At 36.0% G+C, this 26,691-nt stretch carries 26 protein-coding genes and 1 tRNA gene; 19 read left to right on the top strand and 8 right to left on the bottom strand.

All coding sequences use genetic code 11. The features are described 5' to 3' along the window. The 5 genes from mutL (at position 1) to ACMAZI_RS03800 (ending at position 5,061) form a co-directional block, all read left to right on the top strand. Positions 1 to 1,671, top strand: a complete 1,671-nt coding sequence (gene mutL / locus ACMAZI_RS03820; RefSeq protein ID WP_412473743.1) for a DNA mismatch repair endonuclease MutL — start codon at positions 1 to 3, stop codon at positions 1,669 to 1,671. Further along, on the top strand, positions 1,668 to 2,627 hold the full coding sequence (gene miaA / locus ACMAZI_RS03815; protein ID WP_412473744.1) for a tRNA (adenosine(37)-N6)-dimethylallyltransferase MiaA: 960 nt from the start codon (positions 1,668 to 1,670) through the stop codon (positions 2,625 to 2,627). The genes mutL and miaA overlap by 4 nt, the downstream gene beginning before the upstream one ends. A gap of 42 nt (positions 2,628 to 2,669) precedes the next feature. Continuing rightward, positions 2,670 to 3,512, top strand: a complete 843-nt coding sequence (locus tag ACMAZI_RS03810) for a pyruvate, water dikinase regulatory protein (RefSeq protein WP_233500239.1) — start codon at positions 2,670 to 2,672, stop codon at positions 3,510 to 3,512. Positions 3,513 to 3,654: 142 nt separating this feature from the next. Then, positions 3,655 to 4,203, top strand: coding sequence for a hypothetical protein (locus tag ACMAZI_RS03805; RefSeq protein WP_114705513.1), 549 nt, complete (start codon positions 3,655 to 3,657; stop codon positions 4,201 to 4,203). A 39-nt stretch (positions 4,204 to 4,242) separates the two neighbouring features. After that, positions 4,243 to 5,061 carry a hypothetical protein gene (locus ACMAZI_RS03800; RefSeq protein ID WP_114705514.1) on the top strand — a complete coding sequence of 273 codons (819 nt, stop codon included), beginning with the start codon at positions 4,243 to 4,245 and terminating at the stop codon, positions 5,059 to 5,061. 112 nt (positions 5,062 to 5,173) lie between these two features. Here ACMAZI_RS03800 and rpsU read toward each other — a convergent pair whose 3' ends face one another. After that, positions 5,174 to 5,398 (bottom strand): 30S ribosomal protein S21, encoded by a 225-nt coding sequence (gene rpsU / locus ACMAZI_RS03795; protein ID WP_114705515.1) that lies wholly within the window; start codon positions 5,396 to 5,398, stop codon positions 5,174 to 5,176. 163 nt (positions 5,399 to 5,561) lie between these two features. Between rpsU and ACMAZI_RS03790 the strand changes: the two genes are divergently transcribed. Further along, on the top strand, positions 5,562 to 6,800 hold the full coding sequence (locus tag ACMAZI_RS03790; RefSeq protein ID WP_120405331.1) for a replication-associated recombination protein A: 1,239 nt from the start codon (positions 5,562 to 5,564) through the stop codon (positions 6,798 to 6,800). Here ACMAZI_RS03790 and ACMAZI_RS03785 read toward each other — a convergent pair. Further along, on the bottom strand, positions 6,797 to 7,195 hold the full coding sequence (locus ACMAZI_RS03785) for a hypothetical protein (RefSeq protein ID WP_114705517.1): 399 nt from the start codon (positions 7,193 to 7,195) through the stop codon (positions 6,797 to 6,799). The two genes, ACMAZI_RS03790 and ACMAZI_RS03785, sit on opposite strands and share 4 nt — an antisense overlap. A 247-nt stretch (positions 7,196 to 7,442) precedes the next feature. On the opposite strand from ACMAZI_RS03785, the gene ACMAZI_RS03780 reads away from it, so the two are divergent. Then, positions 7,443 to 8,270, top strand: a complete 828-nt coding sequence (locus ACMAZI_RS03780; protein ID WP_162929683.1) for an endonuclease I family protein — start codon at positions 7,443 to 7,445, stop codon at positions 8,268 to 8,270. A gap of 54 nt (positions 8,271 to 8,324) precedes the next feature. Here the strand turns inward: ACMAZI_RS03780 and ACMAZI_RS03775 are convergent, their stop codons facing one another. Next, positions 8,325 to 8,456 carry a hypothetical protein gene (locus ACMAZI_RS03775; RefSeq protein ID WP_255509250.1) on the bottom strand — a complete coding sequence of 44 codons (132 nt, stop codon included), beginning with the start codon at positions 8,454 to 8,456 and terminating at the stop codon, positions 8,325 to 8,327. Between the two features lie 121 nt (positions 8,457 to 8,577). Between ACMAZI_RS03775 and ACMAZI_RS03770 the strand changes: the two genes are divergently transcribed. Both ACMAZI_RS03770 and ACMAZI_RS03765 read left to right on the top strand, forming a co-directional pair. Then, positions 8,578 to 9,300, top strand: a complete 723-nt coding sequence (locus ACMAZI_RS03770) for a methyltransferase domain-containing protein (protein ID WP_412473745.1) — start codon at positions 8,578 to 8,580, stop codon at positions 9,298 to 9,300. Between the two features lie 92 nt (positions 9,301 to 9,392). Further along, positions 9,393 to 10,001 (top strand): hypothetical protein, encoded by a 609-nt coding sequence (locus tag ACMAZI_RS03765; RefSeq protein WP_412473746.1) that lies wholly within the window; start codon positions 9,393 to 9,395, stop codon positions 9,999 to 10,001. Positions 10,002 to 10,035: 34 nt separating this feature from the next. Here ACMAZI_RS03765 and sucB read toward each other — a convergent pair whose 3' ends face one another. Both sucB and lpdA read right to left on the bottom strand, forming a co-directional pair. Continuing rightward, positions 10,036 to 11,688, bottom strand: a complete 1,653-nt coding sequence (gene sucB, locus ACMAZI_RS03760) for a 2-oxoglutarate dehydrogenase, E2 component, dihydrolipoamide succinyltransferase (protein WP_412473747.1) — start codon at positions 11,686 to 11,688, stop codon at positions 10,036 to 10,038. A gap of 24 nt (positions 11,689 to 11,712) precedes the next feature. Next, positions 11,713 to 13,101 carry a dihydrolipoyl dehydrogenase gene (gene lpdA / locus ACMAZI_RS03755; protein WP_114705524.1) on the bottom strand — a complete coding sequence of 463 codons (1,389 nt, stop codon included), beginning with the start codon at positions 13,099 to 13,101 and terminating at the stop codon, positions 11,713 to 11,715. A gap of 135 nt (positions 13,102 to 13,236) precedes the next feature. Here lpdA and ACMAZI_RS03750 point away from each other — a divergent pair, with 135 nt between their 5' ends. From ACMAZI_RS03750 to ACMAZI_RS03725, 6 genes are all read left to right on the top strand, one after another. Then, entirely contained in the window at positions 13,237 to 14,127 is an 891-nt protein-coding gene (locus ACMAZI_RS03750) for an exonuclease domain-containing protein (protein ID WP_412473748.1), read from the top strand. Between the two features lie 15 nt (positions 14,128 to 14,142). Beyond that, entirely contained in the window at positions 14,143 to 14,403 is a 261-nt protein-coding gene (locus ACMAZI_RS03745) for a hypothetical protein (protein WP_120405335.1), read from the top strand. Next, a complete protein-coding gene (locus tag ACMAZI_RS03740) occupies positions 14,400 to 15,329 on the top strand; it encodes a KamA family radical SAM protein (RefSeq protein WP_412473749.1) in 930 nt (309 codons plus the stop codon). The genes ACMAZI_RS03745 and ACMAZI_RS03740 overlap by 4 nt, the downstream gene beginning before the upstream one ends. Before the next feature lie 62 nt (positions 15,330 to 15,391). Beyond that, positions 15,392 to 15,467 (top strand) — tRNA-Gly (locus ACMAZI_RS03735). Between the two features lie 262 nt (positions 15,468 to 15,729). Then, the gene (locus tag ACMAZI_RS03730; protein WP_120405337.1) at positions 15,730 to 16,230 is read left to right on the top strand and encodes a CBS domain-containing protein; all 501 of its coding nucleotides are present in this window, start codon (positions 15,730 to 15,732) and stop codon (positions 16,228 to 16,230) included. A 9-nt stretch (positions 16,231 to 16,239) separates the two neighbouring features. Continuing rightward, positions 16,240 to 16,992, top strand: coding sequence for a phosphoribosyltransferase (locus tag ACMAZI_RS03725; protein ID WP_114705529.1), 753 nt, complete (start codon positions 16,240 to 16,242; stop codon positions 16,990 to 16,992). Between the two features lie 7 nt (positions 16,993 to 16,999). Here ACMAZI_RS03725 and ACMAZI_RS03720 read toward each other — a convergent pair whose 3' ends face one another. Together ACMAZI_RS03720 and ACMAZI_RS03715 are read right to left on the bottom strand one after the other, a co-directional pair. Further along, a complete protein-coding gene (locus tag ACMAZI_RS03720) occupies positions 17,000 to 18,853 on the bottom strand; it encodes a CheR family methyltransferase (protein WP_114705530.1) in 1,854 nt (617 codons plus the stop codon). A gap of 186 nt (positions 18,854 to 19,039) precedes the next feature. Further along, positions 19,040 to 19,672, bottom strand: coding sequence for an NAD-dependent epimerase/dehydratase family protein (locus ACMAZI_RS03715; protein WP_412473750.1), 633 nt, complete (start codon positions 19,670 to 19,672; stop codon positions 19,040 to 19,042). A 71-nt stretch (positions 19,673 to 19,743) separates the two neighbouring features. Between ACMAZI_RS03715 and ACMAZI_RS03710 the strand changes: the two genes are divergently transcribed. Together ACMAZI_RS03710 and ACMAZI_RS03705 are read left to right on the top strand one after the other, a co-directional pair. Continuing rightward, the gene (locus ACMAZI_RS03710; protein WP_412473751.1) at positions 19,744 to 20,934 is read left to right on the top strand and encodes an APC family permease; all 1,191 of its coding nucleotides are present in this window, start codon (positions 19,744 to 19,746) and stop codon (positions 20,932 to 20,934) included. Positions 20,935 to 21,000: 66 nt separating this feature from the next. Beyond that, positions 21,001 to 23,829, top strand: coding sequence for a hypothetical protein (locus ACMAZI_RS03705; protein WP_412473752.1), 2,829 nt, complete (start codon positions 21,001 to 21,003; stop codon positions 23,827 to 23,829). A gap of 32 nt (positions 23,830 to 23,861) precedes the next feature. Here ACMAZI_RS03705 and ACMAZI_RS03700 read toward each other — a convergent pair whose 3' ends face one another. Further along, a complete protein-coding gene (locus ACMAZI_RS03700) occupies positions 23,862 to 25,238 on the bottom strand; it encodes a M48 family metalloprotease (protein WP_412473753.1) in 1,377 nt (458 codons plus the stop codon). 167 nt (positions 25,239 to 25,405) lie between these two features. Here ACMAZI_RS03700 and ACMAZI_RS03695 point away from each other — a divergent pair, with 167 nt between their 5' ends. Both ACMAZI_RS03695 and ACMAZI_RS03690 read left to right on the top strand, forming a co-directional pair. Continuing rightward, positions 25,406 to 25,885, top strand: a complete 480-nt coding sequence (locus ACMAZI_RS03695) for a hypothetical protein (RefSeq protein ID WP_412473754.1) — start codon at positions 25,406 to 25,408, stop codon at positions 25,883 to 25,885. After that, on the top strand, positions 25,885 to 26,676 hold the full coding sequence (locus tag ACMAZI_RS03690) for a hypothetical protein (protein ID WP_334678049.1): 792 nt from the start codon (positions 25,885 to 25,887) through the stop codon (positions 26,674 to 26,676). The genes ACMAZI_RS03695 and ACMAZI_RS03690 overlap by 1 nt, the downstream gene beginning before the upstream one ends. The last annotated feature ends 15 nt before the right edge of the window (positions 26,677 to 26,691 follow it).

Below are 26,691 nucleotides of genomic sequence, written 5' to 3'. Positions count from 1 at the left end.
ATGGAAATAATAGAAAATACTAAAAATAGAATTAACCTTCTTCCTGAACACTTAATTGATCAAATCAAGGCCGGTGAGGTTGTCGAGCGCCCGGCCAATGTTCTAAAAGAATTACTAGAAAACTCAATCGATGCAAATTCGAGTAAGGTTCGAGTTACCATTTTAAATAATGGCCTTGATCTTATTGCTATTGAAGATAATGGTGATGGTATGTTCTTTGATGAACTACCCTACGCTTTTTGTCGTCACGCAACTTCTAAAATTAATAACTTTGAAGATATATATCGCCTAAATACCTTTGGCTTCCGTGGCGAGGCACTTGCTTCAATTTCATCTGTTGCAAGAATCTCATGTCACTCCGCTCCTCGCGCGAATCCTGAACAGGGAGCTAAATTTGTCATTCATGGCGCGCAAACTGTCGAGCATTCAAAATATGCAAGTCACAAATGCGGAACTTCTACATATGTAAAAGATTTATTCTTCAACACTCCTGTACGATTGAAGTTTGTAAAATCAGGTCAGAGTGAAAAGAATGCACTTAAACGTGTAATCAATTCATTTCTTATCAACTACCCTCACGTTGAATTTGCGATTACATGGGAAGATAATGACCCTGAAATATATAGAGCGCAAGATGATATAAAAACTCGAATAGGCGAGATTTTTAAAAAGAAAAGTCGAAAACATCGCCCTGAGATTTTTGATACTGATGGAGAATATCTTGGATCTCACTGTAAAATGTATATCTCTAAAGACTCGTCTAAAGGATATAGCGGGAAACAACAGTATCTCTTCGTCAATAATCGACTCTTCACAGATAAGAAGCTTCATCAAATTATCATTCGAAATATGGAAAAGATTTGGCAACCAGGTCAAACTGGTGACTATATCATGCAATTACATGTTCCAGAAAATGAGATCGATGTAAATGTACACCCAAATAAAACGATTATTAAATTCTTAAAAGCAAACGAGATTTTTTCTTTAACCAGCGCTACTGCAAAGAAGTTAATTTCAGAAAATGAAGATAAAGTAGAACTCAATACACTTGCTATTGATGAAGAAGAAACAAATTTAAACTCACTTTCAAATAGTTTATTTAATACAGGATTTTCTGGGCATATCGAATCAAACTCTAATCAATCGAGTTTAGATCTCTCTCGCTTTCAACAAGAAATCGATGGCCATGGTCAAAGCTCTTTATTTGACTCTGGTGTTCAGCACGAATTAACAATTTGTGCTCTTGGAGATAATTTATTTCTCTTAAGTCACATTGATCGCGGAGCATACTTTCTAGATGCACAGAATTTAATAGAGAAACTAATGGAAGTAGTGGATCTCGATAAGATGACTCCTCTTCTTATTTCTGAGCCAATTTCATATGATCAAAAAGAGATGGAAAACCTTCCGCAATACTTTAAATTCGGCTTTGAAGTTGACCGTCTAGATGAACATACATGTGTTCTTCGCTCTGTCTCTCACCTCTTTGAGGACCTACCTTATGCAAAGATGTGTGAAAATTTATTAAAAGGTGAAGAGATTATAAATGATGTCTTCATTCAAGGAAGTGATATTAGAAAGCTTTTATCCATCATTCCTTTCTACGATCTTGTGGAATTAAAACTCGCTAAAACCATTAGTGCAAAAAAACTGAAGAAGTTACTCAAATGACAAATAAATTAATTCTCATATTAGGTCCAACAGCTTCTGGAAAAACCGGATTAAGTATCGATCTCGCCAAGAAAATAGGTACTGAAAAATGCCATGTTATTAATTTTGACAGCGTCCTCTTCTACAATGAACTAAATATCGGTAGCGCCAAGCCAGACGAAAAAGAAATGGATGGTGTCACTCATCATCTGGTAAGCATCTCTCCTATCACACAGGAACTCAATGCTTCTGATTTTGTCGAACTTGCTAAGAATAAAATTAATGAACTCCATAAGAAAGGAATCGTTCCAATTTTAGTTGGAGGGAGTGCATTTTATCTACGAAGCCTTATTAGAGGAATGTATGACTCACCCACAACTGATGAGTCCATCCAAGAAGAAGCAAAGAAACTCTATGAAGAAAGTGGAATGGAGGCGATCGTTAACTACCTTTTAAAGAACGATCCTGAGTCTCTTGAAAACCTCCATGAGAATGACCACTATCGTAGAATTAGAGCTTATGAATATCATCGCATGACAGGTAAGAAGATTTCTGATCAAAAGAAAAGTGCTGATGAAGCAGGCGCATATGACTTCTCAAAGAATATTCATGGTTGGGATACCTTGAATATTTGTCTCGATCTTCCCAAGGAGGAGCATTGGGAAATTATTCTAAAACGTACTAAAGATATGCTTAACCAAGGCCTTATTGATGAAGTCTTTCAAATTATGAAAGACCCTGCCCATCACAAAGAACTAAAAGCATTAAAAACGATTGGATATAAAGAAACAATTCAATTTCTTGATGGTGAAATTAAGGATCATCTGGAATTATGCGAGAAAATTTATTTTGCAACGAGACGCTTAGCAAAGTCTCAAAAAACTTTCTTAAAGAAAGTTTTACCACTTAATCGATTTCATCCTATTAGTGAGCGAAATGATGCCATTAAACTTGCCTGTAACTTCATAAATGAATAAAGTAAGACAATAAAGAAATTAAAGAGGTCAATTTTGAAGAAGATGAAAATTATTATTATTTCTGATGGAACGGGATCAACTGCAAAGGCCATTAGCCGTGCGGCAATGACACAATTCCCAGAAAGTGAAGTCTTCTACACTGGTTTTAAAAATGTTCGAACAAAAGAACAAATCAAATCAATCTTTGATGAAGCAGCGATTCATCATGATCTCGTCATCTATACAATTGTCTCAGCTGAATTAAGAGAATATACAAAAGATATTTCAATGAAAAAGCATGTTAGATCCCTGGACCTTATGGGACCTGTCTTAACAACTTTTTCAAACTACTTTCACCAAGAGCCAAAAAGTGAACCAGGTCTACTTCATGCGGTAAACTCTGAATACTTTGATCGAGTTGCGGCCATGGAGTTTACTCTAAATCATGACGATGGAAGAAATGTTGAAACTCTTCATCTGGCAGATGTAATCTTAGTTGGTATTTCTCGTACTTCGAAAACACCACTTTCAGTGTACCTCTCTCAACATGGTATTAAAGTTGTAAATATCCCAATCATTAATGGACAAGAACTTCCTAAAGAACTTTATGAAATCGATCAAAGAAAAATCTTTGCTCTAACAATTGATCCTGAAGCTCTTTATTCAATTCGTAAAAATCGCTTAAATAAACTTGGGGCAACAGAGCACACTGGTGACTATGCCGATACAAATAAAGTTATCGAAGAGATCGAATGGGCCAATCAAATCTTTAATAAGAATAAACGCTGGCCGGTTTTTGATGTTACTGACCGCGCTCTCGAAGAGACGGCCACTGATATTATGAAGTTGTTACAAATGCGAAAAAATAACATATTTAAACAACTTATGAGTGAGTCAGACGAATAAGTCACTAGAATTACGAAACTCTCAATAAGAATTAATCTAGCTTTTCTTATTATTTTACTAAATTAAATAACCCTTTAAGCCGAAAAAGAGTATACACAGATATATAGGCTGTGAATGTTACGTATTTAACAAAGGGTTCATCGTGTCTTTAAAGCGTTTATTTTCTGGTAAGATCAAGGTCAAGGGAGCTGGGGCAGATGTTCTCTATAAATTTGAAACAAAAGAGCCCACTCTTGATGAGATAATGATGACAAATTTTAGGGACCTGCAATTTAGCGAAGAAGAAAAAAGGGTCCTAACCGCAAAAAATCGTCGTGACATCTACCGCTTTCAACATCTCAATCAAAAAGAAATCTCTAAATACGCAACCAACCTTTTAACACTCATTAAAAAATCAAAGAAAGATAGAGTTCAAGTAGAAACAGATCATGCAGGTACACTTATTTGTCTTGCACTAATCTACTCGGGAAAGATTCCATCACATATTGATGTCCATTTTAAGTTGAAATCTGCTCCGCTGAGTTTATTTCCAAAGCAATTAGCTAAGAATAGATTCCCAGGACATAATGTTTCAATTTCAATATGTAATTCAGAAAGTTGGTTAACAGACTTTCGTTCTCTACAGAAAGTTCCTGATCATATTGAACTTAGTCATATTTCACCACAAGAAGACCTCGATCTCGTTGGCTAAACATTGACAATTGGCGACATTCCTTCAATCATTTAATTAGTGAGAAAACTAATCTTTCTTCTATTTATTTGTGCCAGTACATTGGCCAATTATCCTTATCTAGACTTTGATACGTCTAGCTTAAAGTTAAACTCATATACCTATCGACGCTATATTAGGCCTCAACTTCGTTCCATGAAGAAAGACTTTTATTATGTCGTCAAAAGAATCACCTATACATCTCAAGACTTTATCAACTTAAGAGAAAATAGCCTTAATTTAAACCTTGCCTTTGATGAAGCCTATGAAAAATGTCGTAGGAATCAAAAGCTTTGTTATGAAGACCTTAAAGATGTCATGGGAAGAATCCAGGCAATTGAGCGAAATGTAAAAAGTCTTAGAGATGACTTTATAAAACTACCAAAAAAGCAATACGATAAAGTTGATGGCTACATAGCACTACTTTCAAATCTTGATCAAATCGACAGTTATAATTTACAGATACAGTCTTATGTTCAACTACTACATCTAACAGATAAGACTAACTTTGCTATCTATGCACCACGTATTGATAAGTATCGAAGCTATGTAAAACAAATTTATAATCTTGCTAACGACTCATTTCTTTATATTTTACCTACGGAACTAAAACCATCTTTCGAGCAATTTATTGATAACTTCCTCTCCCCTGTTGAAGTTTATATGATTCCTCAAATGAATAAAGATTGGTTCTTTGATCGCTTAGGTGATTTAAATATGCAGTGGAATGTTTTTCACATGGATCTTGAAAAAGGTCAGACTGGTTTTCCAAAAGAATACGTTAGAAACGTAAAAATCATGCATCGTCGTTGGAATTCAATTTTAAAACTGATGTTCTAATCATGCATAGAGGTCGACTCCGGCTCCTGCCTCTCGTCGACATACCGTCCATCCTGGACATAAAAAAGGCTCCTTACGGAGCCTCTCTTTATATAAGAAATTTAAATCTTAATTAGATTTTAGAACCTCTACCGTACTTCGTCTGAGTTTTCTTTCTTCTCTTCTCAGCAGCTTGTAGCTTCTCTTTATTTCTAATAGAAGGTTTCTTATACTCTTGTCTCTTTCTGTATTCTCTAATAACACCGAAAGCTTCGCAGTATCTCTTGAATTTCTTAAGAGCTCTTTCCGCACTTAATCTTTCATCGATCTCGATTTTGATTGAGTAATCTTTAGACATAACATTCACCTCCTTCTATTTTTTTTTCTCACTACCTTTAACGACAGCTTTAATGAGATTTCTTCGTGGCTTAACGCCGCAAATTTTGTCTAGCTTAAATTGGTATGTTAAATTACACGACGGCCCCACATTGTGTCAATGGCCAGTATAAAATAGGTAATTTATGCAACAAGGTTTATTTAACGCACCAGATTCTAAATCAACTCCCCTCGCTCATCAGGTAAGGCCTGAAAGCAGGCAAGACTACGAAGGATTTGACGCACTTGCTAAGCGTTTTCCTTTCTTACGTGGCGAAAATATACCTTCATTAATAATATGGGGACCTCCAGGTAGTGGGAAAACGACTTTGGCAAAGGTTTTAGGCCATGAAATCAATGCTAATTTCTATGAATTCAGTGCCGTTCTCTCTGGAGTGGCAGACCTTAAGAAACTCATTCAAAAGGCCCAAGAGGAGTCTCAGGACTACCAAAGAAAATCGATTATCTTTATCGATGAAATTCATCGTTTCAATAAGGCCCAGCAAGATGCTCTACTTCCACACGTTGAACAAGGAAGTTTCATCTTAATTGGTGCAACAACTGAAAATCCCCGACGCAGTGTAAATCGTGCACTCCTGTCTCGAATGAAAATCATTGAGCTAAAATCTTTTTCCACAGAAAAGATCCGCTCTCTTATTACGAAAACAGTTGAAAAGCTAGAGCGTAAACTTTCAAAAGAACACCTTGATCTTATTTGCGATTACGCTAATGGCGATGCACGTATAGCTCTAGGAAGCTTAGAGGTTATCTATTCTCTTGATGAGGATGTGGATTTTGAAACAGTAAAAAATATCATCAAAGAAAATTCTCGAAACTTTGATGCCGGTGGAGACCGTCACTATGATGTTATCTCGGCCTTTATAAAGAGTATGAGAGGAAGCGATCCTAACTCGGCCATTTTATGGCTTGCTGTTATGCTTGATGGTGGAGAAGATCCTGTCTTTATTGCAAGAAGACTCGTCATTTTTGCCAGTGAAGATGTCGGAAACGCCGATCTAAATGCACTAACAGTGGCGACAAATGCTCTTCATGTTGTTCAAAATATCGGTATGCCTGAAGCACGTATTACACTGGCCCAAGCAACAACTTATTTAGCAAGCACAGTAAAGAGCAATGCTGCCTATATGGCCATAAACGAGGCCCTCGCTTACGTAGAAGACTCTCAAACAATTGAAGTTCCAGAGCACTTAAAGAACTTTCCAGATAAATACCATAAAGTGAAATATCAATATCCACATAGCTTTGAAGGATCATTTGTCAGACAACAATACTCTCCAGAAGGTACGCCCAAGTTTTATCACCCAAAAGAAATTGGTGTGGAAAATAATATTAAGAAGCGTTTATCTGAGCTGTGGGGAGATTAATCCCAACGCGAATAAATAATGAAAGCGTCAGTTTGTAGATCTTTTGTAATAAAGAAGAAACCAATATTTGATTCAATATAGCAGCTCATTGAATAGTCTTGACCAGGAACTAGCTCTAGGCATCGACTCTTTGCCCTTCCTGATGGCGTCTTTGAGAAGTTAATCGCATTCCTACTATTGCAACCATAAAGCTCTAGAGTTGCGCGAATAAGGGCAATTGATTCCTCAAGAGGCTTATCTTCAAGATCAATATCAACTTCATCCATATTTACTTTGAAGGCACGACTATCCACATTTAGGTCATATGTTAATTTCTTAATACAATTTAAAGATGCTTTTGTGTAAGCAGTAGCATTAAAAGATATTAGTAAACACGCTAGTAAAATGTATTTCATAATAAGTTCGCCCTAATAAACTATATTCTTTGTTAGAGGGTCTTATACAAAAGAGCTCCTCAGAAATCTACATTTTTCGTATATATTTAAAAAAATGACATCTTAGCAACGCGTCTAATCACTGTTATTAGGTAGATATAGATATTTTATTAGAGATACTTAATTTTAGTATTAGCCATTTTAATAGTTTTGTCCTATAAATGCTCCACACACACAAAACATCATAGGGAAAACCGAGGGGTAAATGATGAAATTCACTATCGCACTAGCAACACTACTTTTCGCACTTACGACTAACGCAACAGAATTAAACAACTACTATCCAAAAGAAACTGAACTTCACCTATCAATGAAATCAAATAATAGTGAAGCTCTAAAAGAGCATCTTTTTGATGTACTAAATTCAATGCACCAAGAAACAAATGGTCGTGACCTATTAGGATGTGACTCAAATAAAAGAGGAAAGTGCTATAGACAAAGAAGCCTTGGTTATAAAGGTGCTAGAAAAGTTCTTTTCGGAAAGCTACACCTACAAGAAGATAACAATGGATATTTCATTGAAGATGTTTACTGCCAAAAGAAACTTAGAAGACGTCAAACACGTTCAATGGGACCAGGACAAATCCCTAATTCAAATGTTTTAAACTGTGAGCACACTTGGCCACAATCAAAATTCTCAAGAAGATTTTCAAAAGGTCTTCAAAAATCAGACCTTCACCACTTATACCCAACAGATTCAAGAGCGAACTCAGTAAGAGGAAATTATGAATTTGATAATGTTGATGGTTTCCCTGTAGATTATGAGAACTGTACAGCTTCTCAAACTCAAGGAAACGGTGCTTTCGAGCCACCTGCAAAACACAAAGGAAATGTTGCAAGAGCACTTTTCTACTTCTCTGTAAGATACGATATCCAAATCTCAAGTCACCAAGAACAAGTACTTAGAGAGTGGGATAAGCAAGATCCAATCGATGCTGAAGAACTAAAAAGAAATGAAACAATCTTTAGAGTTCAAAACAACAGAAACCCATTCATCGATATTCCAAACCTTGCTGACAGAATCAGTGATTTCTAGAAATCAACACTTTTAGATATAAAATTAAAAAGCCTTCTGAATAGAAGGCTTTTTTTATTTAAATATACTTATTACTTTTTGAACTTCTTGCTGACCTCTCTCATTGAGTCCTTCAAGAAAGACTGTTGCAACAGCTGCATTGGCCAATGTTACTAAAACACTAAGAAAGAATAGAAATTTGAGCATGGGGAGACTCCTTTTCCCGTTAATAATATATTTGTAACATTCGTATAAAATTTTCTCAAATTCTAAATTATTAAGATTGTGTGAAGATAGAATTTTAAAGAAAATAGGAGTATAAGAAAGTATGTTTCAATTTATACGCAATCTATTAAATCAAAAAGGTTTTAACGCCAAGGCCAAACGAGCATTCACAAATTACTATCGCTTTGCAAGAGAGTCTAAATCGTATCTCTCTTATTGCAATAAGATGCATGGTATTGAGTGCTTCATGCAAAACAACCTCTCAAAAAAGCAATTTGAGGCCCTCACAGCACACTTTAAGCCCAATATGAAAGTTCTAGATATCGGCTGTGGAACTGGTGATCTCACCGACTACTTTGCTAAGAATTATAAGTTAAAGGCCAAAGGAATGGACCTTGTCGAAAGTAAATTCAAATATAAAGAGGCCAATTTTGAAACGACATGGCTTGGAGAGAATGAGTATGACCTAGTCATCTCATTAGATGGCTTCTACATGCTAAATGATCTATATCGAACTCTTAATAAAGTAATGGATAGTCTTAAGCCAAAGGGAAAGTTTGTTCTTACCTACACCTCTGAGAGACCTTTTGATAAATCTCGTCTTGGTAAGGCATTAAAAAAACGAAAACATGACGTAAAAGACTTCACTCAAGATGATAAGGTCTTCAACAATAAGGCAAAAGATCTTCTCGAAGAAATGAAGTCTTCTTTTATTGAAGAAGGTAATTCTAGTCTATTTCATACTAAGTACAACGAAATCAAGAAGAATGTTGATTCACACCAAAATGGAAAGATGTATCGCAGTCTAGTAACAATTTATAAGTAGTTAGAAAGAAGAAATGTTGGCCAAGAGTCTTATTTGTCAGGCTTTTGTGAACTAGTTTTACTTTGATATCTTCAAACTTTATATTTTAAAATATGAAGACTATCGTACTCATCTCTTTTGCCCTCTTTCTAACATTTAAAACCTTTGCAAGTGAAATCAATAATATTGCGATCTCAAGCCATGTGAATGAGTTTTCAATCGTTGATTCAAAATATGCAAGGGAGATCTTTCTAGGACTCCCTGTGAAAAACACCTATGCGGACCTCGTACATGGATTAGTCTTTCGCTATCATAAATACTTCTTTTGCGTTAGAGAGCCTTCACATAAATTTCACTGTCACCTCTACTTAAATGGCCTAGGACAAGGGAAATTATCCGCCTATGATACCGATACTGATTTTGGAAAAGGGGCAATTAGTGAGTTCTTAGGAACAAAGCGTGAAAATGGTAAAGCAAAAATCAGCTACGATAACAACCATCTAAGAATAAACTTTTCTGGAAAATTGGCCGAAAGGTTCTGGCTTAAACTTGATCTCATTAAAGATAGTTTTCATAATATAAATGGTAAAAAGTTTGAGCTAAGAAGTGGAAAGCATCTAAATTGCTATATGCATTCCGGTGAGAAGAAATCCGAATATAAATGCCAATTCAATGTTCCTATAAAAGAGAACTTAAAAGACATAAAAAAGGACCTCATTTGAGGTCCTTTTTCTATATTAAAATGTTCTTATTCGCCTAGAATAACCCTTCCCAATCTGTTGTTTGAAGAGTGTTGATTACGTGTCTTAGGAATTTTGACCCTACTTCACCATCAATTAGTCTGTGATCGTATGTGTGAGTTGCATACATCATCTGACGAATAGCAATTGCATCATCTTCAGTAACAATTGGACGCTTCTTCATTGTACCAACACAGAAGATACCAAGTTGTGGTTGAAGGATAACTGGAGTTGCCATAAGGATTCCAAAAGAACCATTATTTGTGAAAGTATAAGTTCCACCTGACATATCATCTAGCGTAAGCTTCTTAGCTCTTGCCTTTTGTACTAGTTCATCTAGCTTTCTAGCAATTCCTCTAATATTTAAGTTATCAGCACCTTTGATAACAGGAACGACAAGTCCGTTACCTGGAACAGCTACAGCACAACCAAGGTTGATATCTTTCTTCATGTGGATTTCATCACCAACAATTGAAGAGTTAACCATTGGAAACTCTTTAAGAGCTTGTACTAGAGCATAAAGGATGAAGTGAGTGTAAGTAAGAGAGAAACCTTCTTCTTTCTTAAACTGATGCTTAAATCCTTCTCTGAACTTAAATAGTTTTGTCATATCAACTTCATCCATCGAGTTAACGTGTGGAGAAGTCATCTTAGAAGCGATCATATTCTTAGCAATCGCTTTTCTCATATTATCCATTGGGATTACTTCAACTCTACCACTTGTCGAAGATGGTACAGAAGAGGCTTGAGGAGCTGGCGCTGCTTTCGGAGCTGCTGGTGCTGACTTTGTAGCCGCTGGCGCAGGAGCTGCCTTAGGAGCTGAGCCTCTATTTTCTAAGAAGTTCATGAAGTCGGCCTTATTAACACGTCCGCCTGCTCCACTTCCTTCAATATGTGCTAATTCATTAAGGTCAACACCATGTTTTTTAGCAAGGTTTCTAACTAAAGGAGTATAGAAACGACGTCCACCTTTTGTCGTTGGACTTGGTTGAGATGAGCTTGCTGCCGGAGCTGATTCTTGAGCTTGGTTAGCAGCAGGTGCACTTGCTACTGGAGCAGAACTCCCAGCGCTTCCCTGAGGTTTTGATGGATCTGTTTCAACAGATGCGATTTTTACACCAACATCAATTGTCTCACCTTCTTCAAAGAGAATTTCTTCAATACGCCCTTCAAATGGTGAAGGGATTTCAGACTCAACTTTATCAGTCGAGATCTCAAGAAGAATTTCATCAATTTCGATCATATCACCTACAGACTTGTGCCATTTCGTGATTGTTCCATTTGTAATAGACTCACCCATTTGTGGCATAACAACATCTTCAAGAGTATCTGAAGATCCTGTTGCTGCAGGAGCTGCTTGTGCTGGCTCAGCTGCCGCTGGAGCAGGAGCTGCTGCTTCAGAAGAACCTGATGCTGAAACCTCTGCATTCATATCATCGTCAACTGCTGCGATTTTTACACCAACATCAATTGTTTCACCTTCTTCAAAAAGAATCTCAACGATCTTTCCAGAATATGGTGATGGAATTTCTGATTCAACTTTATCAGTTGAGATCTCAAGAAGAATCTCATCGATTTCAATTGTGTCACCAACTTGCTTGTGCCACTTTGTAATCGTTCCGTTTGTAATAGACTCACCCATTTGTGGCATTACGATATCGTTTTTCATAATCTTTATCCTTATATATTAAAATTAAAAATTGATCGATCTTCCCTTAGCATTAAGTACAGACTCAGCTAAGAACTCTCCAAGAGTTGGGTGTGGATGAATTGTTGCAAACATTTCTTCGTCAACACCTTCCATTTGTCTAAATAGAACATACTCATGAATTAATTCTGTCGCGTGAGTTCCTACAATGTGAGCACCAAGCATTTCACCATCTTCACCCATTAGAGTTTTTACAAACCCATCAGTTTCATTAGATGCCATGGCCTTACCATTTGCAGAGAATGGAACCTTACCAGCAGTGTATTTAATACCTTGCTCTTTAAGAGCTCTTTCAGTGTAACCAACAGATGCAACTTGTGGCTGACAATAAGTACAACCAGCAACATTCATCTTATCTAGTGGGTGTGGATGCTCACCTGCAATTTTTTCAGCAGCGATGATTCCCTCGTGAGAAGCAGCGTGTGCTAGTAAAGGAGGTCCCGCAACGTCACCAATAGCAAAGATATTAGGAATATTTGTTTGGTAGTTATTATCAACTACGACAAAACCTCTATCAGTTTTTACACCAACAGTTTCAAGTCCAATACCTTCGATATTTCCAGTCATACCAACAGCAATTAGTCCCATATCAAATTTGTGTTCAACAGTCTTTCCACCTTTAACTTCCGTGATTGTAATGTCATTTCCGTTATTTTTAGCAGATACTTTTTCAACACCAAGAGACATCTTGATTCCGTATTTCTTATAAGCTTTTTCAACAGCTTTTGAAGACTCTTCATCTTCGATTGGAAGAAGGTGTTTTTGTAGTTCAAAGATATGAACGTCTACACCAAATGCATTCCAGAAGTAAGCAAACTCAACACCGATAGCACCAGCACCAATGATCCCAATTGACTTTGGAAGCTCTTCCATTTTAATCGCTTCCCAAGCACCAATAAGTCTCTTCCCATCATGCTCAAGTCCAGGGAATGAACGATAGTGAGCACCAGTTGCAAGGATGATATTTGTTCCTTCAATCGTCTCAGTATGTCCTCTTTTTGAAGTAACTTCGACTTGAGTATTAGTTCGAAGTTTACCGTAACCTTCGATAACTTCGATTTTATTTTTCTTCATTAGGTAAGCAACACCACCAGAAATCTTATTTGAGATCCCCTTAGCGCGTTTAACAGCTTGACCACCGTCTAGGCCCTTAAGCTCAACATCGATACCTAAATCTTTCATATCTGCTAGCTCGTGAACACTGTGAGCAGCTTTAAGAACCGCTTTCGTAGGAATACAGCCACGGTTAAGACAAACTCCGCCTAATTCTTTACTTTCAACGATAGCAGTCTTTTTTCCAAGTTGGGCAGCACGGATAGCGGCGACATATCCACCTGGCCCTGAACCAATTACAATAACATCAAATTTCTTCATAAAATATTTCCTCAAACTATTGACCGTAAGGCCCATAATCAGTATTAAAAGTTTAATTTTAAGGTTCTTCAACGTACTAAAATTAATTAAAATTGGCATGACACATTGCTACGACATACCAATATTTACAAAACGTTGGAAACCCCTACTACTAGCTTCATTAAAGGAATTACTATCAATTTTACTCAGAGCGAAATTAAAAATATCAATAAGTATTTCCCAGATGGGCTAATAGCACTTGATTTAGAAACTTCTGGACTGTCTCCTTTAGTTGACGAAATTATCGAGATTGCGGCTATTAAAGTCGTTGGAAACAAAATAGAAACTTTTGAGTCCCTCGTAAAACCTAAAAACCCAATTCCTGAATTTACAACGAAAATCCATGGAATCACTGATGACATGGTTAAGGATTCACCTTCAATTGAAGAGGTATTACCTAAATTTCTCGAATTTTCTGGAAATACGCCACTTGTTGCTCATAATGCAAAATTTGATATTGGCTTTATTGTCTTTGCCATGCACCAGCAAAAGATTGAGCTTCACAAGGCCAAGGTATTCTGTTCATGTAAATTATCTCGTAAGTATGTGAAAGGAAGTGAGAATCATAAGCTTTCATCACTTTGTAAGCACTTTGAAATTCCACTAAAAAATCATCACCGAGCACTAGATGATACAATTGCCTGCCTTCGTGTCTTTGCAAAGACCCTTGATGAAGTGAAATCAAACCGTCAGCTAAAAGAAGGCGAAATCTTAAATATCCGTGACTTCACAAGGGCGAATATAGCCGAAGCACCTGAGATTATTCAACAATTACAAAAGAAGATAGCAAATCAAGAAGTAATCGATATCAAATACAAAGGTGGAAGCTACAAGGGTAAGTTTAGACCAATAAAACCTGTTGCTCTTCTACCGATGCCAGCTGGAGATGTACTCTATGCCCATTGTTTACTCACTGATATCTACAAATCTTTTGCTATTAAAAAGATTCAAGATCTTCGTGATCATGTTGATAAAGACTCAAAGTAATTATATAAAGACGTCATGCTAGCAGGAAAACCACTTTCATATAAACTCCAATTTGTTGTGATCTTCATTATTCACATCGCACTTCTCTATTGGATCTATTGGCTTCTTCAAAACACAGGGGCCCTATCAACGATGAAAGTGATGGCCCATTTCACAGGTATTGCAATCTACGGTGCTCTACTAATTCGCGGATGTGCCGCTTGGGCAAAATGGCATCACCTCAATGACATAAAAAAACTTCAAGACAAACAAGATAAAGAAAATAATCAAAAATGAGAAAAGGACTTCGCTCAACAAATGAAGTCAATTCGCATTTTGGTCTTAATCTAGAACCATCTTCATATGAAGTATTCATTCCAAGTCACATGAATGAACTAATTCAAAAAGAAGGACTTGAGGGCATACACGCAAAACAATTTCTCCCATCTAATTTAGAGAACTCAGACGATGGACTAGAAGACCCAATTGGAGATCAACAAAAATACGTCGCCCCCCAGCTTATCCATCGTTACGATAACCGAGCGCTGTTTACACCAACGACTATTTGCCCGGTCATTTGTCGCTATTGTTTTCGCAAAAATGAATTAAGTAGCAAGCACGAAATTTTTAAGGCCGACTTTGAAAAAGTTATTTCCTATTTATCAGTTCATACAGAAATAAATGAAATAATCTTCTCAGGTGGAGACCCCTTTATGCTTTCAGCATCTAAGATAAAGTTCTACCTTGAAGAATTTAGCAAATTATCACATATACAGTTCATTCGTTTTCACACTAGAACACCTATTTCTTTACCAAAATATATTAGTGACGAATTTATTGAAGTTATTCACAAATTCAATAACAGATTTAACGATATAAATGTAGTTATCCACATCAATCATATTCAAGAAATCACAACAGACGCTATGGACTGTATCAAAAAACTGGGGGCACACTTTGGCCTTCTCTCACAGTCTGTCCTTTTAAAGGATGTTAATAATAATGTTAAAGACTTAAAGGATTTATTTCTTAAGCTTCATGCATTAAATATTCGTCCCTACTATCTTCACCACCCAGATCAGGCCAAGGGTGCCATGCACTTTTACCTACCAATTGAAGAAGGACGTGAAATATATCGTAAACTGCGTCGTGAAATTCCAGGTTGGCTTCTTCCGCAATATATTTTGGACTCACCTGACGGGTCGGGGAAGAAGAACTTATAATTTTTTAATTTTGAGTATTGACAATTTTTTTCCTCAGCAATATATTTCTTCCACTCAAATAAGCGCGTGTAACTCAGTTGGTAGAGTGTCACCTTGCCATGGTGGATGTCGCAAGTTCGAATCTTGTCACGCGCTCCATTCTTTTTTTTAATAAGATACTAAATTTCATCGAAGATACGCAGCGCTAACGCTTGCTAAACAACCGAATGCTTACGCATTCGGTATCACGCGCTCCTCTTAATTTCGAAATCGGTTACATTTGCGTTCTTCGAACGCTTGCTTCGCTTTTTTGAACAAGTTTACAAGTTAATCGAAACTTTTCTTTGGAAAGAATTAAATTATATGCAAAAGAGAATGCAATTATAATTGGGACGTAATCTAGTTTTCAAAGGAGATAAACGTGTCAATTGAGCATATTATCCAAAAAAATATTGTAACAATTAACTCTGATGCTACCATCCACGATGCTGCAAAACAGATGTATGAAAAACATGTCGGGGCCATCATAGTAGTCGGTCATAAAGAAGGAAAGAAGAAAACTCCAATGGGCATTTTAACTGACCGTGATATCGCCTTATCTTTTGGAAAGAAAGGAAAGATAGAACCCTACTCGAAAGTGAGCGAGATCATGACTCCAAATGTAGTGATGTGCTCTCCTAAAGACAGTATCGTCGATACAATAAAGAAAATGCGTGCCAATGGCGTTAGACGAATCCCAGTAGTTAATGAAAGAGATCAACTTGTAGGAATTATTTCTGCTGATGATGTCATACAGAGATTGGGAAATGAACTTCACGATCTATCTGAGATTATCAATCTAGAAATAGAAAAAGAAGCCTATATTTCAAGTCCCGTAGAAAAGGATCGCCAACTCAATCCACAGATAAAAATTGTCATCTAGGAAAGAACTATGTTCAAGAATCGCAAAGAAGCAGGCCAACTTTTAGGTGAAGAATTTAAAGAGAAGCTACTTGAATTTAAGAATGTAGCAATCATTGCACTTCCAAGAGGAGGTGTTCCCATCGCATTTGAAATTGCGAAAATGCATAAGCTACCCTTAGATATTTTCTGTGTTAAGAAGGTAGGAGCTCCAAATAATGAAGAATTAGCACTTGGAGCAGTTACGGAAGAAGGTATTGGCTACCTTAATCAGAGGATAATTAACCATTTAAATATTGATGACTTACAACTTCATCGTCTAACAAAGCAGAAAAAAGAAGAAGTAAAAAAGCAAGCTCAAGAATTTCGAAATAGCAGGCCACCGATTGACCTATCAGGGAGAAGTATCTTTATCGTTGATGATGGAATAGCAACAGGTGCAACAATGAAAGCGGCCATAAAGTTTTTAAAGAAAGACCATAATATAAAAAATATTTTTGCAGTTGCACCAGTTAGTTCACGTCAGTCATATAATGAAATTATAGATTTAGTTGATGATATTTTAGTCCTAGAGACACCACATAATTTTCTTTCAGTTGGTGAGTTCTATCTTGAATTTCCACAAGTTTCCAACAAAGAAGTTTGTGAGTATCTAGAGACATCAAATGAGCTAAGAAGACAGAAAGAAAAAAAAGAAAGTATACGTAGATTTGAAAATGAAGGTGGTGCTATTTATGAATCACAAGACTTTACGATTAATAAAAAGCACTACCATTCAAAATAAGAATTAATTATTCATCATCTGCTAAATATTCAGTTCCAAGGTGAGCAAAACTCGTCCAAGGGAAAATATCTGAGACAACTTCTTTTATACTGTCGTTGATATCACCTGTATCTTCGATAAGAATTTGTGTCTCATTTAAATCAAAGAACGCATTCTCTACTGACTTTGAAACGATTCCAAATACAGAGAGACTTTTCTTAAAGCTCTTTGTCTTAGAATTGATATCTTCAAAGTGTTCTTTAAAGTCACATATATAAACACTATTATTTTCAAGTTCAGTGCTTCCATCATAGACTTGAATATTAGGAACTGATTTAAATTCTTCGCTAATCATTTCTAAGAAATTACCGTTTCCTTCAAAGAAAAGAAATACTGGAGGTTGATTACCACGAAGTTCATCAAGTGAAGCAATGATCTTTTTCTTATCACTGAAAGATCCAACAAAGAAGCGGGCCTTAGTTTCAGGATTCTTAATATCAAAGCTCTTTTGGAATGAACGATCTACTTTTGTTACAACTGGAGCTGCATTTAAGAAAGACATCTTAATCTTATTTTTAATTTCTTCTGCTCTTTCTTTTAAATTATTAAGTGCTGGTTTCTCAACAAAGTCACATGCACCGTTATTAAGAGTTTCTTGAGCATAACGAGTATCCTCACGTGAAGCACTAGAAACCACAACAACATTTGGGTGGCCAGAGCGATAGTTCTTCTTCAAATATTCAACACCATCCATCTCAGGCATATGAATATCAAGAGTCATGGCATCGACCTTATTATTCTTTAAGAACTCTTGTGCTTCTAGACCATTCATTGCTGTTCCAACAAGCTCAAAGTCATCATCTTTTTCAAATATTTTTGAAAGTAGCTTAACAACTGAAGAACTGTCATCAACAACAAGCATTCTAATAGGCTTAGGAATGATTGGTGTTTTTGCAATTGGTGAAGTTCTAGGTACCGTCTTATCTTTAACGATAGATAGTGGTCTAGGTTTTTCAACAACTTTCTCTTCAGGATCAAGACAATAAACACTTGGCGCCATTGTTTGAAACTCTAATTTTGTATGTTTTAAAGATTCACTAATACCAGTTATAAATAGAGCATTCTTGTGTAAAAACTTTGAGAAATTATTTACAATCTTTTCAATGGAAGTTTGGTCAAAGTAGATAAATACATTTCGACAAAATACGATATCGAATTTCTTTCCACCGATAAACTTTTCTGGTGCAAGAAGATTCATCACACCAAAGCTACAATTTTCTTTAATATGAGAATTAACTTTTGCAAACTTAGAGATCTCTCCAGACCCTCTCATCCAATTCCCTGTTAAATAGACAGTAGGAATCGATTTAATTTCACGGTATCGATAAACACCATTTTGAGCAATCTTAACACTCTCTGGATCAATATCTGTTCCAACGATTTCATATTTCATACCTGGGTAATTCTTCAAGTGATGATTAAAGAACATGGCCAGTGAATAAACCTCTTGTCCACGACTACATGCTGCTGATAGAACACGTATCGTGCTATCTCCCCTCTTTTTCGCATTGGCTACAATGGAATCAAGATTTGTAAGGAGATATTCAAAATGAGTAAATTCTCTAAAAAAGTATGTATGGTGAGTCGTAAGCATTGAAATAAGTTGCGAAGACTCTTTATTATAGTTCTTAGTTAAATATTCATAATAAGATTCTGGAGTATGAGTACCTAAGGTCATCATGCGCTTTTTTAAACGACTCATAACCATAGATTGTTGCGCTGGCCCCAGTATATTCCCACTTTCTTTTGAAACAATTTCAGATACATAATTTGCTAAACTGATGATATCCCAATCATTTCCCTTCTTAAACGCTTCACTCACAGATGCACTCCAAATAAAAAACTAACTCGACATTAAGTTCCTTAACTTTTCGACATCTTTATAAAAAACTTTACTGTAATTACGACAACTTATGCATATTTTTTTGACTCTAAATAAATAGAAATGAATTCTTCAAGTAAGGCTTTGAAATCTTGTATGCAGCCAATAAAAAATATCTCGAGTTTTTTACACTAACTTATCTGATGAAATAATTTTTACGCCTAATTGGTCACTTAAAGCGGATTCTAGCATTGTCTGAGCAATCCTCTTGGCCGGATTTAGACGTAACCTCTTAGGAAGTAGTGGACCTAAAATTTTTAAAAAACTCTTGGCAATTTCTTCTGCAAAACGAAATTCATCCCTTTGGCCACCAATAAGCCCCGGTCTGACAATTGTTAAGGCATCAAAATTTAAAGACTGAAGTCCTTCTTCCACTAGCCCCTTAACTTTATTATAAAAAACAAGCGAATCGCTATTGGCCCCCATTGCTGAATTTAATACATAAGACTTAGCGGCGCATTCTTTTGCAAGCTTTCCAAAAGTCAGGGGATACTCGAGATCAACTCTTCTAAATGCAGCTTTCGATCCAGCTTTTTTAATTGTTGTCCCCAAGGCGCAGATAACAACATCACATTTCCAAGAGCATACTTCTTCTTTTGTAATTTCATCAAAGTTAATTATCGGTGCAAAAAGCTTTGGATGTGCATCTATATTTTTACGTACAGGTGCAATAACTCTTTCTACACGATCATCACTTAAGGCCATCGACAAGATATGACTTCCAACAAGTCCTGTAGCACCTAGAATTAAAACTTTCATATGACCTCGTATCAAATATTAACTAAATATATAATTTCAATTTATCCTATATTTTTCTACAATCAAGCCAAATGGTAAAACTTAAGCGATCTTTAAATACCTTTCAGGTAACAATGTATGGAATTGGTACAATTCTTGGTGCTGGTATTTATGCCTTAATTGGAAAGATTTCAGCAACAGCAGGAATGATGGCACCACTGTCGTTTATAGTTTCGGCAATTTTAGCAAGTATGACTGCTTACTCTTATACTCAATTAGTTAAATTATTTCCCAAAAGTGCAGGAGAGGCCGAGTATATCTTTCAAGGATTTCATAGCGTATTACTTTCAAATATTGTTGGCTGGCTTATTGCCTTTACTGGTGTCGTCAGTGCATCAACACTAATAAAAGGGTTTGTCGGCTATTTTCAAACATTTATTCATTGGTCAGATTTTTCAGTTATTTTTCTAATTATTATCTTAGTTACTGCACTGGCCATAAAAGGAATAAAAGAATCCATTAACATCGTTATCTTCTTCACTATAATTGAGATTGTTGGCCTTATTTTAATATGTGGGAGTGCATGGCAAGACCTCTCTGCCAATGAATTCATGCTTCCTGCATTATTACAAAATTTTTCGTGGTCCCAATTTCCAATGATTATATCAGGCGCATTCTTGGCCTTTTATGCATATATCGGATTTGAAGATATGGTAAACCTTGCAGAAGAAACAAATTTTCCTGGCCCAACTATAAGTCGCTCTATTTATATAGCTGTTCTTGTATCGACGATCTTATATGTTTTTGTGGCCTTAGTTGCAATTGCAAGTATTCCCTTAGATGAGCTCAATCAAAGTAAAGCGCCCCTTAAAGATATGTACGTCCATCACGGAGGCAATGCCCTTGTCATCAGCGCCATTGGTATCTTTGCAATCTTTAACGGAATCATTGCTCAAGTGATAATGGCCTCTCGAATTCTTTATGGCCTTAGACACCCATTAAAATGGATGAATTTTTTATCAGTAATTAATAAAAAAACACAGACACCAATTAATGCAACTATTGTCGTTGCAATAATTATTTCACTCTTAGTAAGTCTCTTTCCTATAAAGACACTAGCTGCATCCACTAGCTTCATCATTCTAATCGTTTTTACCTTAATCAATCTTTCACTTGTTTCCTATCGTATCAAAAACCGTGAAATCCAATTTAGGTACTTAACCATTCCTATTATTGCCAGTATATCAAATATCGTCTTTCTAGCTTTTACTGCTCTCTACTAATTTACATTCAACAACCATTATTATTTAATAAATAGATATTTCATATACCAATACGGGGCATCAGCAATGAAACTTAAAGTTTTACTAATTCTTCTTTTCTTATCGTTAAATACAAATGCGCAATATTCATTCACAGAGTCACAAAGTACTCCAATGAATTGGAAATCTATTGAAAATGATTTTGCCCAAGTTATTTATCCAGAAAACTATAAGGATCGAGCAATCTACATGGCCAACCTAATAGAGCATTATTCAAAATATGTTGGACTTTCTTATGGTGTAAAAAAGCCTGAACAAGTGGCCTTGATCTATCGACCAGAGATGGCCAATCCAAATGGGTTTGTTACTCTTGCTCCACGACGTACTGAATGGTTTGACTCGGCACAATTTTCAAGTCGTCTTAGTTCTTTAGAATGGCACGAAATGCTTTCAATTCATGAATATCGTCACGTTATTCAACAAGATATTTTCAATAAGAAAACAGTGAAGTTTTTTGATATTCTTATGGGAGATACAGGACAACAGGTTCTTTCATTTCTTGCAAGGAAGCCTTGGTATATGGAAGGCGATGCCGTCTATACAGAGACTAAGTATACACCAGCAGGTCGAGGACGCTCTCCTCGCTTTATGGCAAGACTTAAAGCGCTTCTTCTTAAAGGCGAGACTCCAACTTATGATCAATTTGTTGGTGGCTCCTACAATGATCAACTTGTTAACTGGTATATCTATGGATATGTACTGGTTTCTTATGGGTATAAGAAATATGGTGATCAATTCTGGAATGTTGTAATGAATAATGTTACAGCAAGGCCTTATCCAAATGGAATTGTGGGAGCGATAGAAAATTCCTCAGGAGTGGATTTTTATGATTTCTACTATGCTGCCTTTGATGATCTAAGAAAAGAATGGATTGGAGATAAGTTTAATAATCTTCCTATTTCTGAATACAATGTAAAAACAAATCAATATAAGAATGGAGCTAACCTTTTCTACGTTGAGTACGACTTAGATAACCATTACCGTCTTATAAAAGAATCAAAAGATGAAAAGGAAGTTCTAACAGATATTGCTTATAGTGAAGACTTCACAAGACTTAGCTACAGTAAAGATTATGCAATTCAATCACAATTCTTACCTCATTGGAGATATGGTTTTAAAAGTTACTCTGACCTATCACTTATAAGCCTTAAAGATGGGGATATAAAGTATATAACATCAGGTGAAAGATTATATAATCCACATTTCAACAAAGATGGCTCGAAAATTACAGCTATAAACTTTGATAAAAATGGAAAATGGATTATCCAAGAATTAAATTTAGAAGGTGCGAAACTTAGGTCTATCACAAATTCAAAATATGATTTCTTAGAAGCAATAATTCTAAATAATAATGAAGTTATCGCCATAGCAACAAGAGATGGGAAAGGTAAGACAATTGTTAAAGCAAACTATTCAAACAATCGAGTTCTAGAATTAATTCCACCTACATATAACAATCTCTATGCATTAAATTATGATGGTAACAACTCTGTTCTTTTTGAAGCTCAATATAAAGGGAAAATTGAAGTTTTCAAATTAAACACAACGACAAAATCGCTTGAGAAATGTACTGACTCAAATATTGCTTCATACTCGCCAACCTTTTCAAATGGTAATTTTTATTTTACTGAACAAACAATTAACGGAAAGAGAATAAGAAGCAGCTCTCTTAATTCATGTCGAAATCTTGGAATCAATTCTCTAGTTAATCGCAGTCAGTATTTTGCAAAGAATGACCCAAGTGACAGCTATAACAACTTTGAATTAATTGACATTAAAGATAGAAAAGAGATTCAAACAAAGAACTCAAATAACTATACAGAAGAAGATTATAGCGGGTTTGATTGGAGGTCTGCGACACCTCATTCTTGGAGTTTCTTTGTAGGTAATGGTTACGGCCTTAGCCTCTATGCAGATAATTATCTTAGAGACTTTAGCTGGAATGTAAATTTAGGTTATGAAGCTTCAGAAAACTCTCCCTATTCATCAGCTATAGTCTATTATAAAAGGTACTGGCCAATTCTAAGTGCAACCGTTGATCTTAGAGAGAGAATGGTAAGTCAACTTGCAAGTGATTCTGATGACTATGGATGGGATGAAGTTGCTTATGGTATAAAAGTCGAATTACCATTCGTACAAAAACATAATCTTTATAATTTAAATTTGAGTTTAAGCTATCAAGCTGAACAAGTCATGACTGATGAATATATCCAATACGACACTAAAGTTTCTGGTGAAGCGGATTTTATCAGACTATCAACAACACTATCATTAAGTCTATATAAGGACTTTACCACTCGTTCAATTATTTCACCTTGGAGCTTTTCACTTCTTGGAATGTACCAAGATGCTTCAACAGATGATGAAACAGGACTAGAAGATGACTATCGCTGGTTTGGATCGTTTTCAATAACAACACCAGGGCTTTTTACAAATAATGGAATTAAGATCTCAGTAGTTGGTGAAGAATATGGTGATGGTGACAACTATCGCTTCCAACCATCTTCAAATGAATTTATGGGTTATGCATACTCTCGCGGATATGATTATTTTGCGTCTAAGAAGTATTTAAAATCGAGTGCAAATTATCTCTTTCCACTCTTCTATCCTGATTATAATATTGCGGCGCTAATTTATTTCAAGAGAATTTATATGAATCTCTATTATGATATCACTAAGGCCAAATTATCAGATACAAGAAAGAGTATACAATTAAGTAGTTATGGAGCTGAGCTCGTCTTTAATACAAATATCTTAAGGGCATTACCTGTGGACTTTGGGGTGAGATATATTCATAAGTATGAAACACAAGAAGATGAATACGAAGGTTACTTAGGAACAAGTTTAGCTTTCTAATAAAAAAGGCCCTCTATCGAGGGCCCTTTAATCTAGTCTTCTTTTTCTAATTTAAATTTCTTTCTAACTGAGCTCTTGATACTTTCTTCAACTAAACCACCCATCTGGGCCATCACTCTCATAGCGATATAGTAAGGCATTGGCTCAATTTCATTCATTGTTTCCTTAGCTGCAAGGTAATCTTCTGAAGTTACAACAGCATCTCTTGAATAAGGAATATAATTAAAAACAAGCTCTTCAATTTTTTCAACACGAGTTGAAGGTCTTGGATGCGTTGAAACAAGTAACTCTAACCAAGACTCTTGACGATCACCCATTGCTGCAAAAAACTTTGATAGGCCATATGGTGAATAACCAGCCTCGTGAGCGTATTGTACACCAATTTTATCCGCTTCAAGCTCTTGAAGACGACTAAATCCCATAAGTGGAATTTCTTCTAATTTATCATAGATATAATAAGCTGCTGCTGCACCAAAGATATTAAACTGTGCCCATACAAGTCCAGCTCCAACATACTTTGTAGCAATATTTTTTAAGTTTCTTGAAACAGATTCTGTTCCGTGACGTTCAGTAACGTGGGCCCACTCATGTCCAAGAACACCGGCTAGCTCAGCTTCTGTTTCGAGTGCTTCAATTAGACCTCTAAATACAAATACATATCCACCAGGTAGAGCAAATGCATTCTCAATTGGTGCATTGATGAAGTAGACCTTAGGTTCAAGATCAGGCATATCTGAGGCTTTTGCAATTTTAGTAAGCATCTTCTGTAGATACTCCGCCATTTCTCCGTCTTTATAAACATAACCTGAAAATTGGCTACGGATTGCATAACTGGCCTCTAGACCCATATCTTTATCTGAATCGAATTTAAAGAAGTTACGTCCAAAACCATTATGTAGTCTACCCTTCTCTCCAATACGATTGTGGTTCTTATATTTTCCTACGAACTTACATGAAGCTAAACTTTTAAACTTAGACATATCAATTGTTAATTCACTAGCATCAACTTTGAAATCAACAGTATTAGAGCAATTAGTAAGTTTGAATTTTTCACCTTGAAGCTTAACACTTCCTTCTCTTCTTAAATCAACAGTTCCTTTTTCAGAGTTATAACCTCTTACCTCGAACTTCATATTGATTTCTGTAGCAGGTAGCTTGTTTACACTATTTGCATAGAAAGCTTCTGCATGAGTGTAATCTAGATCCATTGAAAGATTACGTGGATAAGTTCCTTTGATTTCAAATGTTTCACCAGATGATCCATTGAAATTTAATTTTTGACTATTAACCTTGATCTCACCACTAAGTGCATCAGAGTCAAGAGAGTGTACAACTTTAACCGTTGTTATCTTCTCTGCATTACACGATACGAGTAACGCAAGAACCGCTAGCATACCTATATTCTTCATACCTATCTCCTAATGTTTGGAGTATCAGTATCAATCTTTAAGAAGTTATGCCATTGAAGTGTAAATAAGATAGGAATAAAAGAGGCAATCATGACTCTATGGCCTCAGAAAGCCTCTTAAGATGGTATAATTTACAAGGTTTTCCGTAGGTAAAATAGGAAATAAGAATGAGAAATCGACAAGAGAGCACTAAGCTTAACACACTGAAATTACTACTAGTTATTTGTATAACTCTCCCAAGCTTTGGAGATGAGATTAAGAGCTTTTTGGATGTGGCCAAGAAGTATGTTGGAGAATATGAAGTCATCAAATCAAATAGTCGATTTTGTGACTCGGGTACTCTCGCTTTTCTAAATTCAAGCAAACCTAATGATGGCCTTAGAATTGGACAGACAATTTTCTTTGGCCCATTTTCAAAAGAAAAACAAATTGAAAAGACTTCTGATGGCTGCAAGTCAACATCTCGTTATAAGTTTGAAAATAACAAGGTAACTCAATTTTCAGAAATCATAGAATGCCCTAAAAAGTTTAAAAAGCTTGAAGCCACAAGTACTCAGGTTTTAAGTTTTAGTGATGAGCAAGTCTCTTATAATTCAATCGAGAGTAAGATCAAGTGTATATTCAAACGCAAAAAGGGAGGTAACTAATGAAGACTTTAGTTATATTCTTTTTAAGCTTTAATTTATACGCAAATGAAACAACTCCGTATTCGACAGCTCAATTTTTAGAAGAAATAAATGTTGTTATTGATCAAGTCGTGGCCCCACCTGAAGAGCCATGTATAGACTGTAAAGTTGAAGATAATCTTATTTCAGAGGCAGATCCATTACCGACAACATTTCGACGAGGCTCTCTTTATTTTAATAAGATGTGTGAGAACTTTGTAAAAGAAGATGGTAGCCTTGGTGTATGGGGAGATATGATTGTTAATTATATCGACAATACAGAGGGAGCATCGGATATCTACCTCTATGATGAAGTGAGAGGAATGACAGCAAGCCCATACACTTGCCCTAATTGGTACAATCTAAATAACCAGCAAAGAAAGAGGTTTTGGGTTTGGATGTTTGCTTCAATTGCACAAGTTGAGTCATCATGTGATCCGACAAAAGTAAATACAGGGCCTGTTCCTGATGCCACAGATCGTCCAACGGGACTATTTCAGCTCAATCAAGTTAAAAGAAATAGAATGTGGCGCGGAGAAAATTGTAAGTTTGAAACTGGTTATACCGCAACAATCAAACCAGAGAATCAGATAAAATGTAGCATGGACATTATGATGGAAATCCTCAAAGGAAGACGCGGAATATATCGCGGCTCAGGTAGAATTTTTCCAACTAATTCTTATTGGGAAAAGCTAAGACCTAATCATAGTCAAACTGGTGGGCCTATTGGTGAGCTAGTTAGAAACTACCCTCCTTGTAAAGCAACACCTTAAGTTATTAAATCTCTG

The organism is Halobacteriovorax sp. YZS-3-1, from assembly GCF_047084945.1.
GTDB classification, from domain to species: Bacteria; Bdellovibrionota; Bacteriovoracia; order Bacteriovoracales; family Bacteriovoracaceae; genus Halobacteriovorax_A; species Halobacteriovorax_A vibrionivorans.
This window is presented reverse-complemented; position numbering and strand designations above follow the sequence as displayed.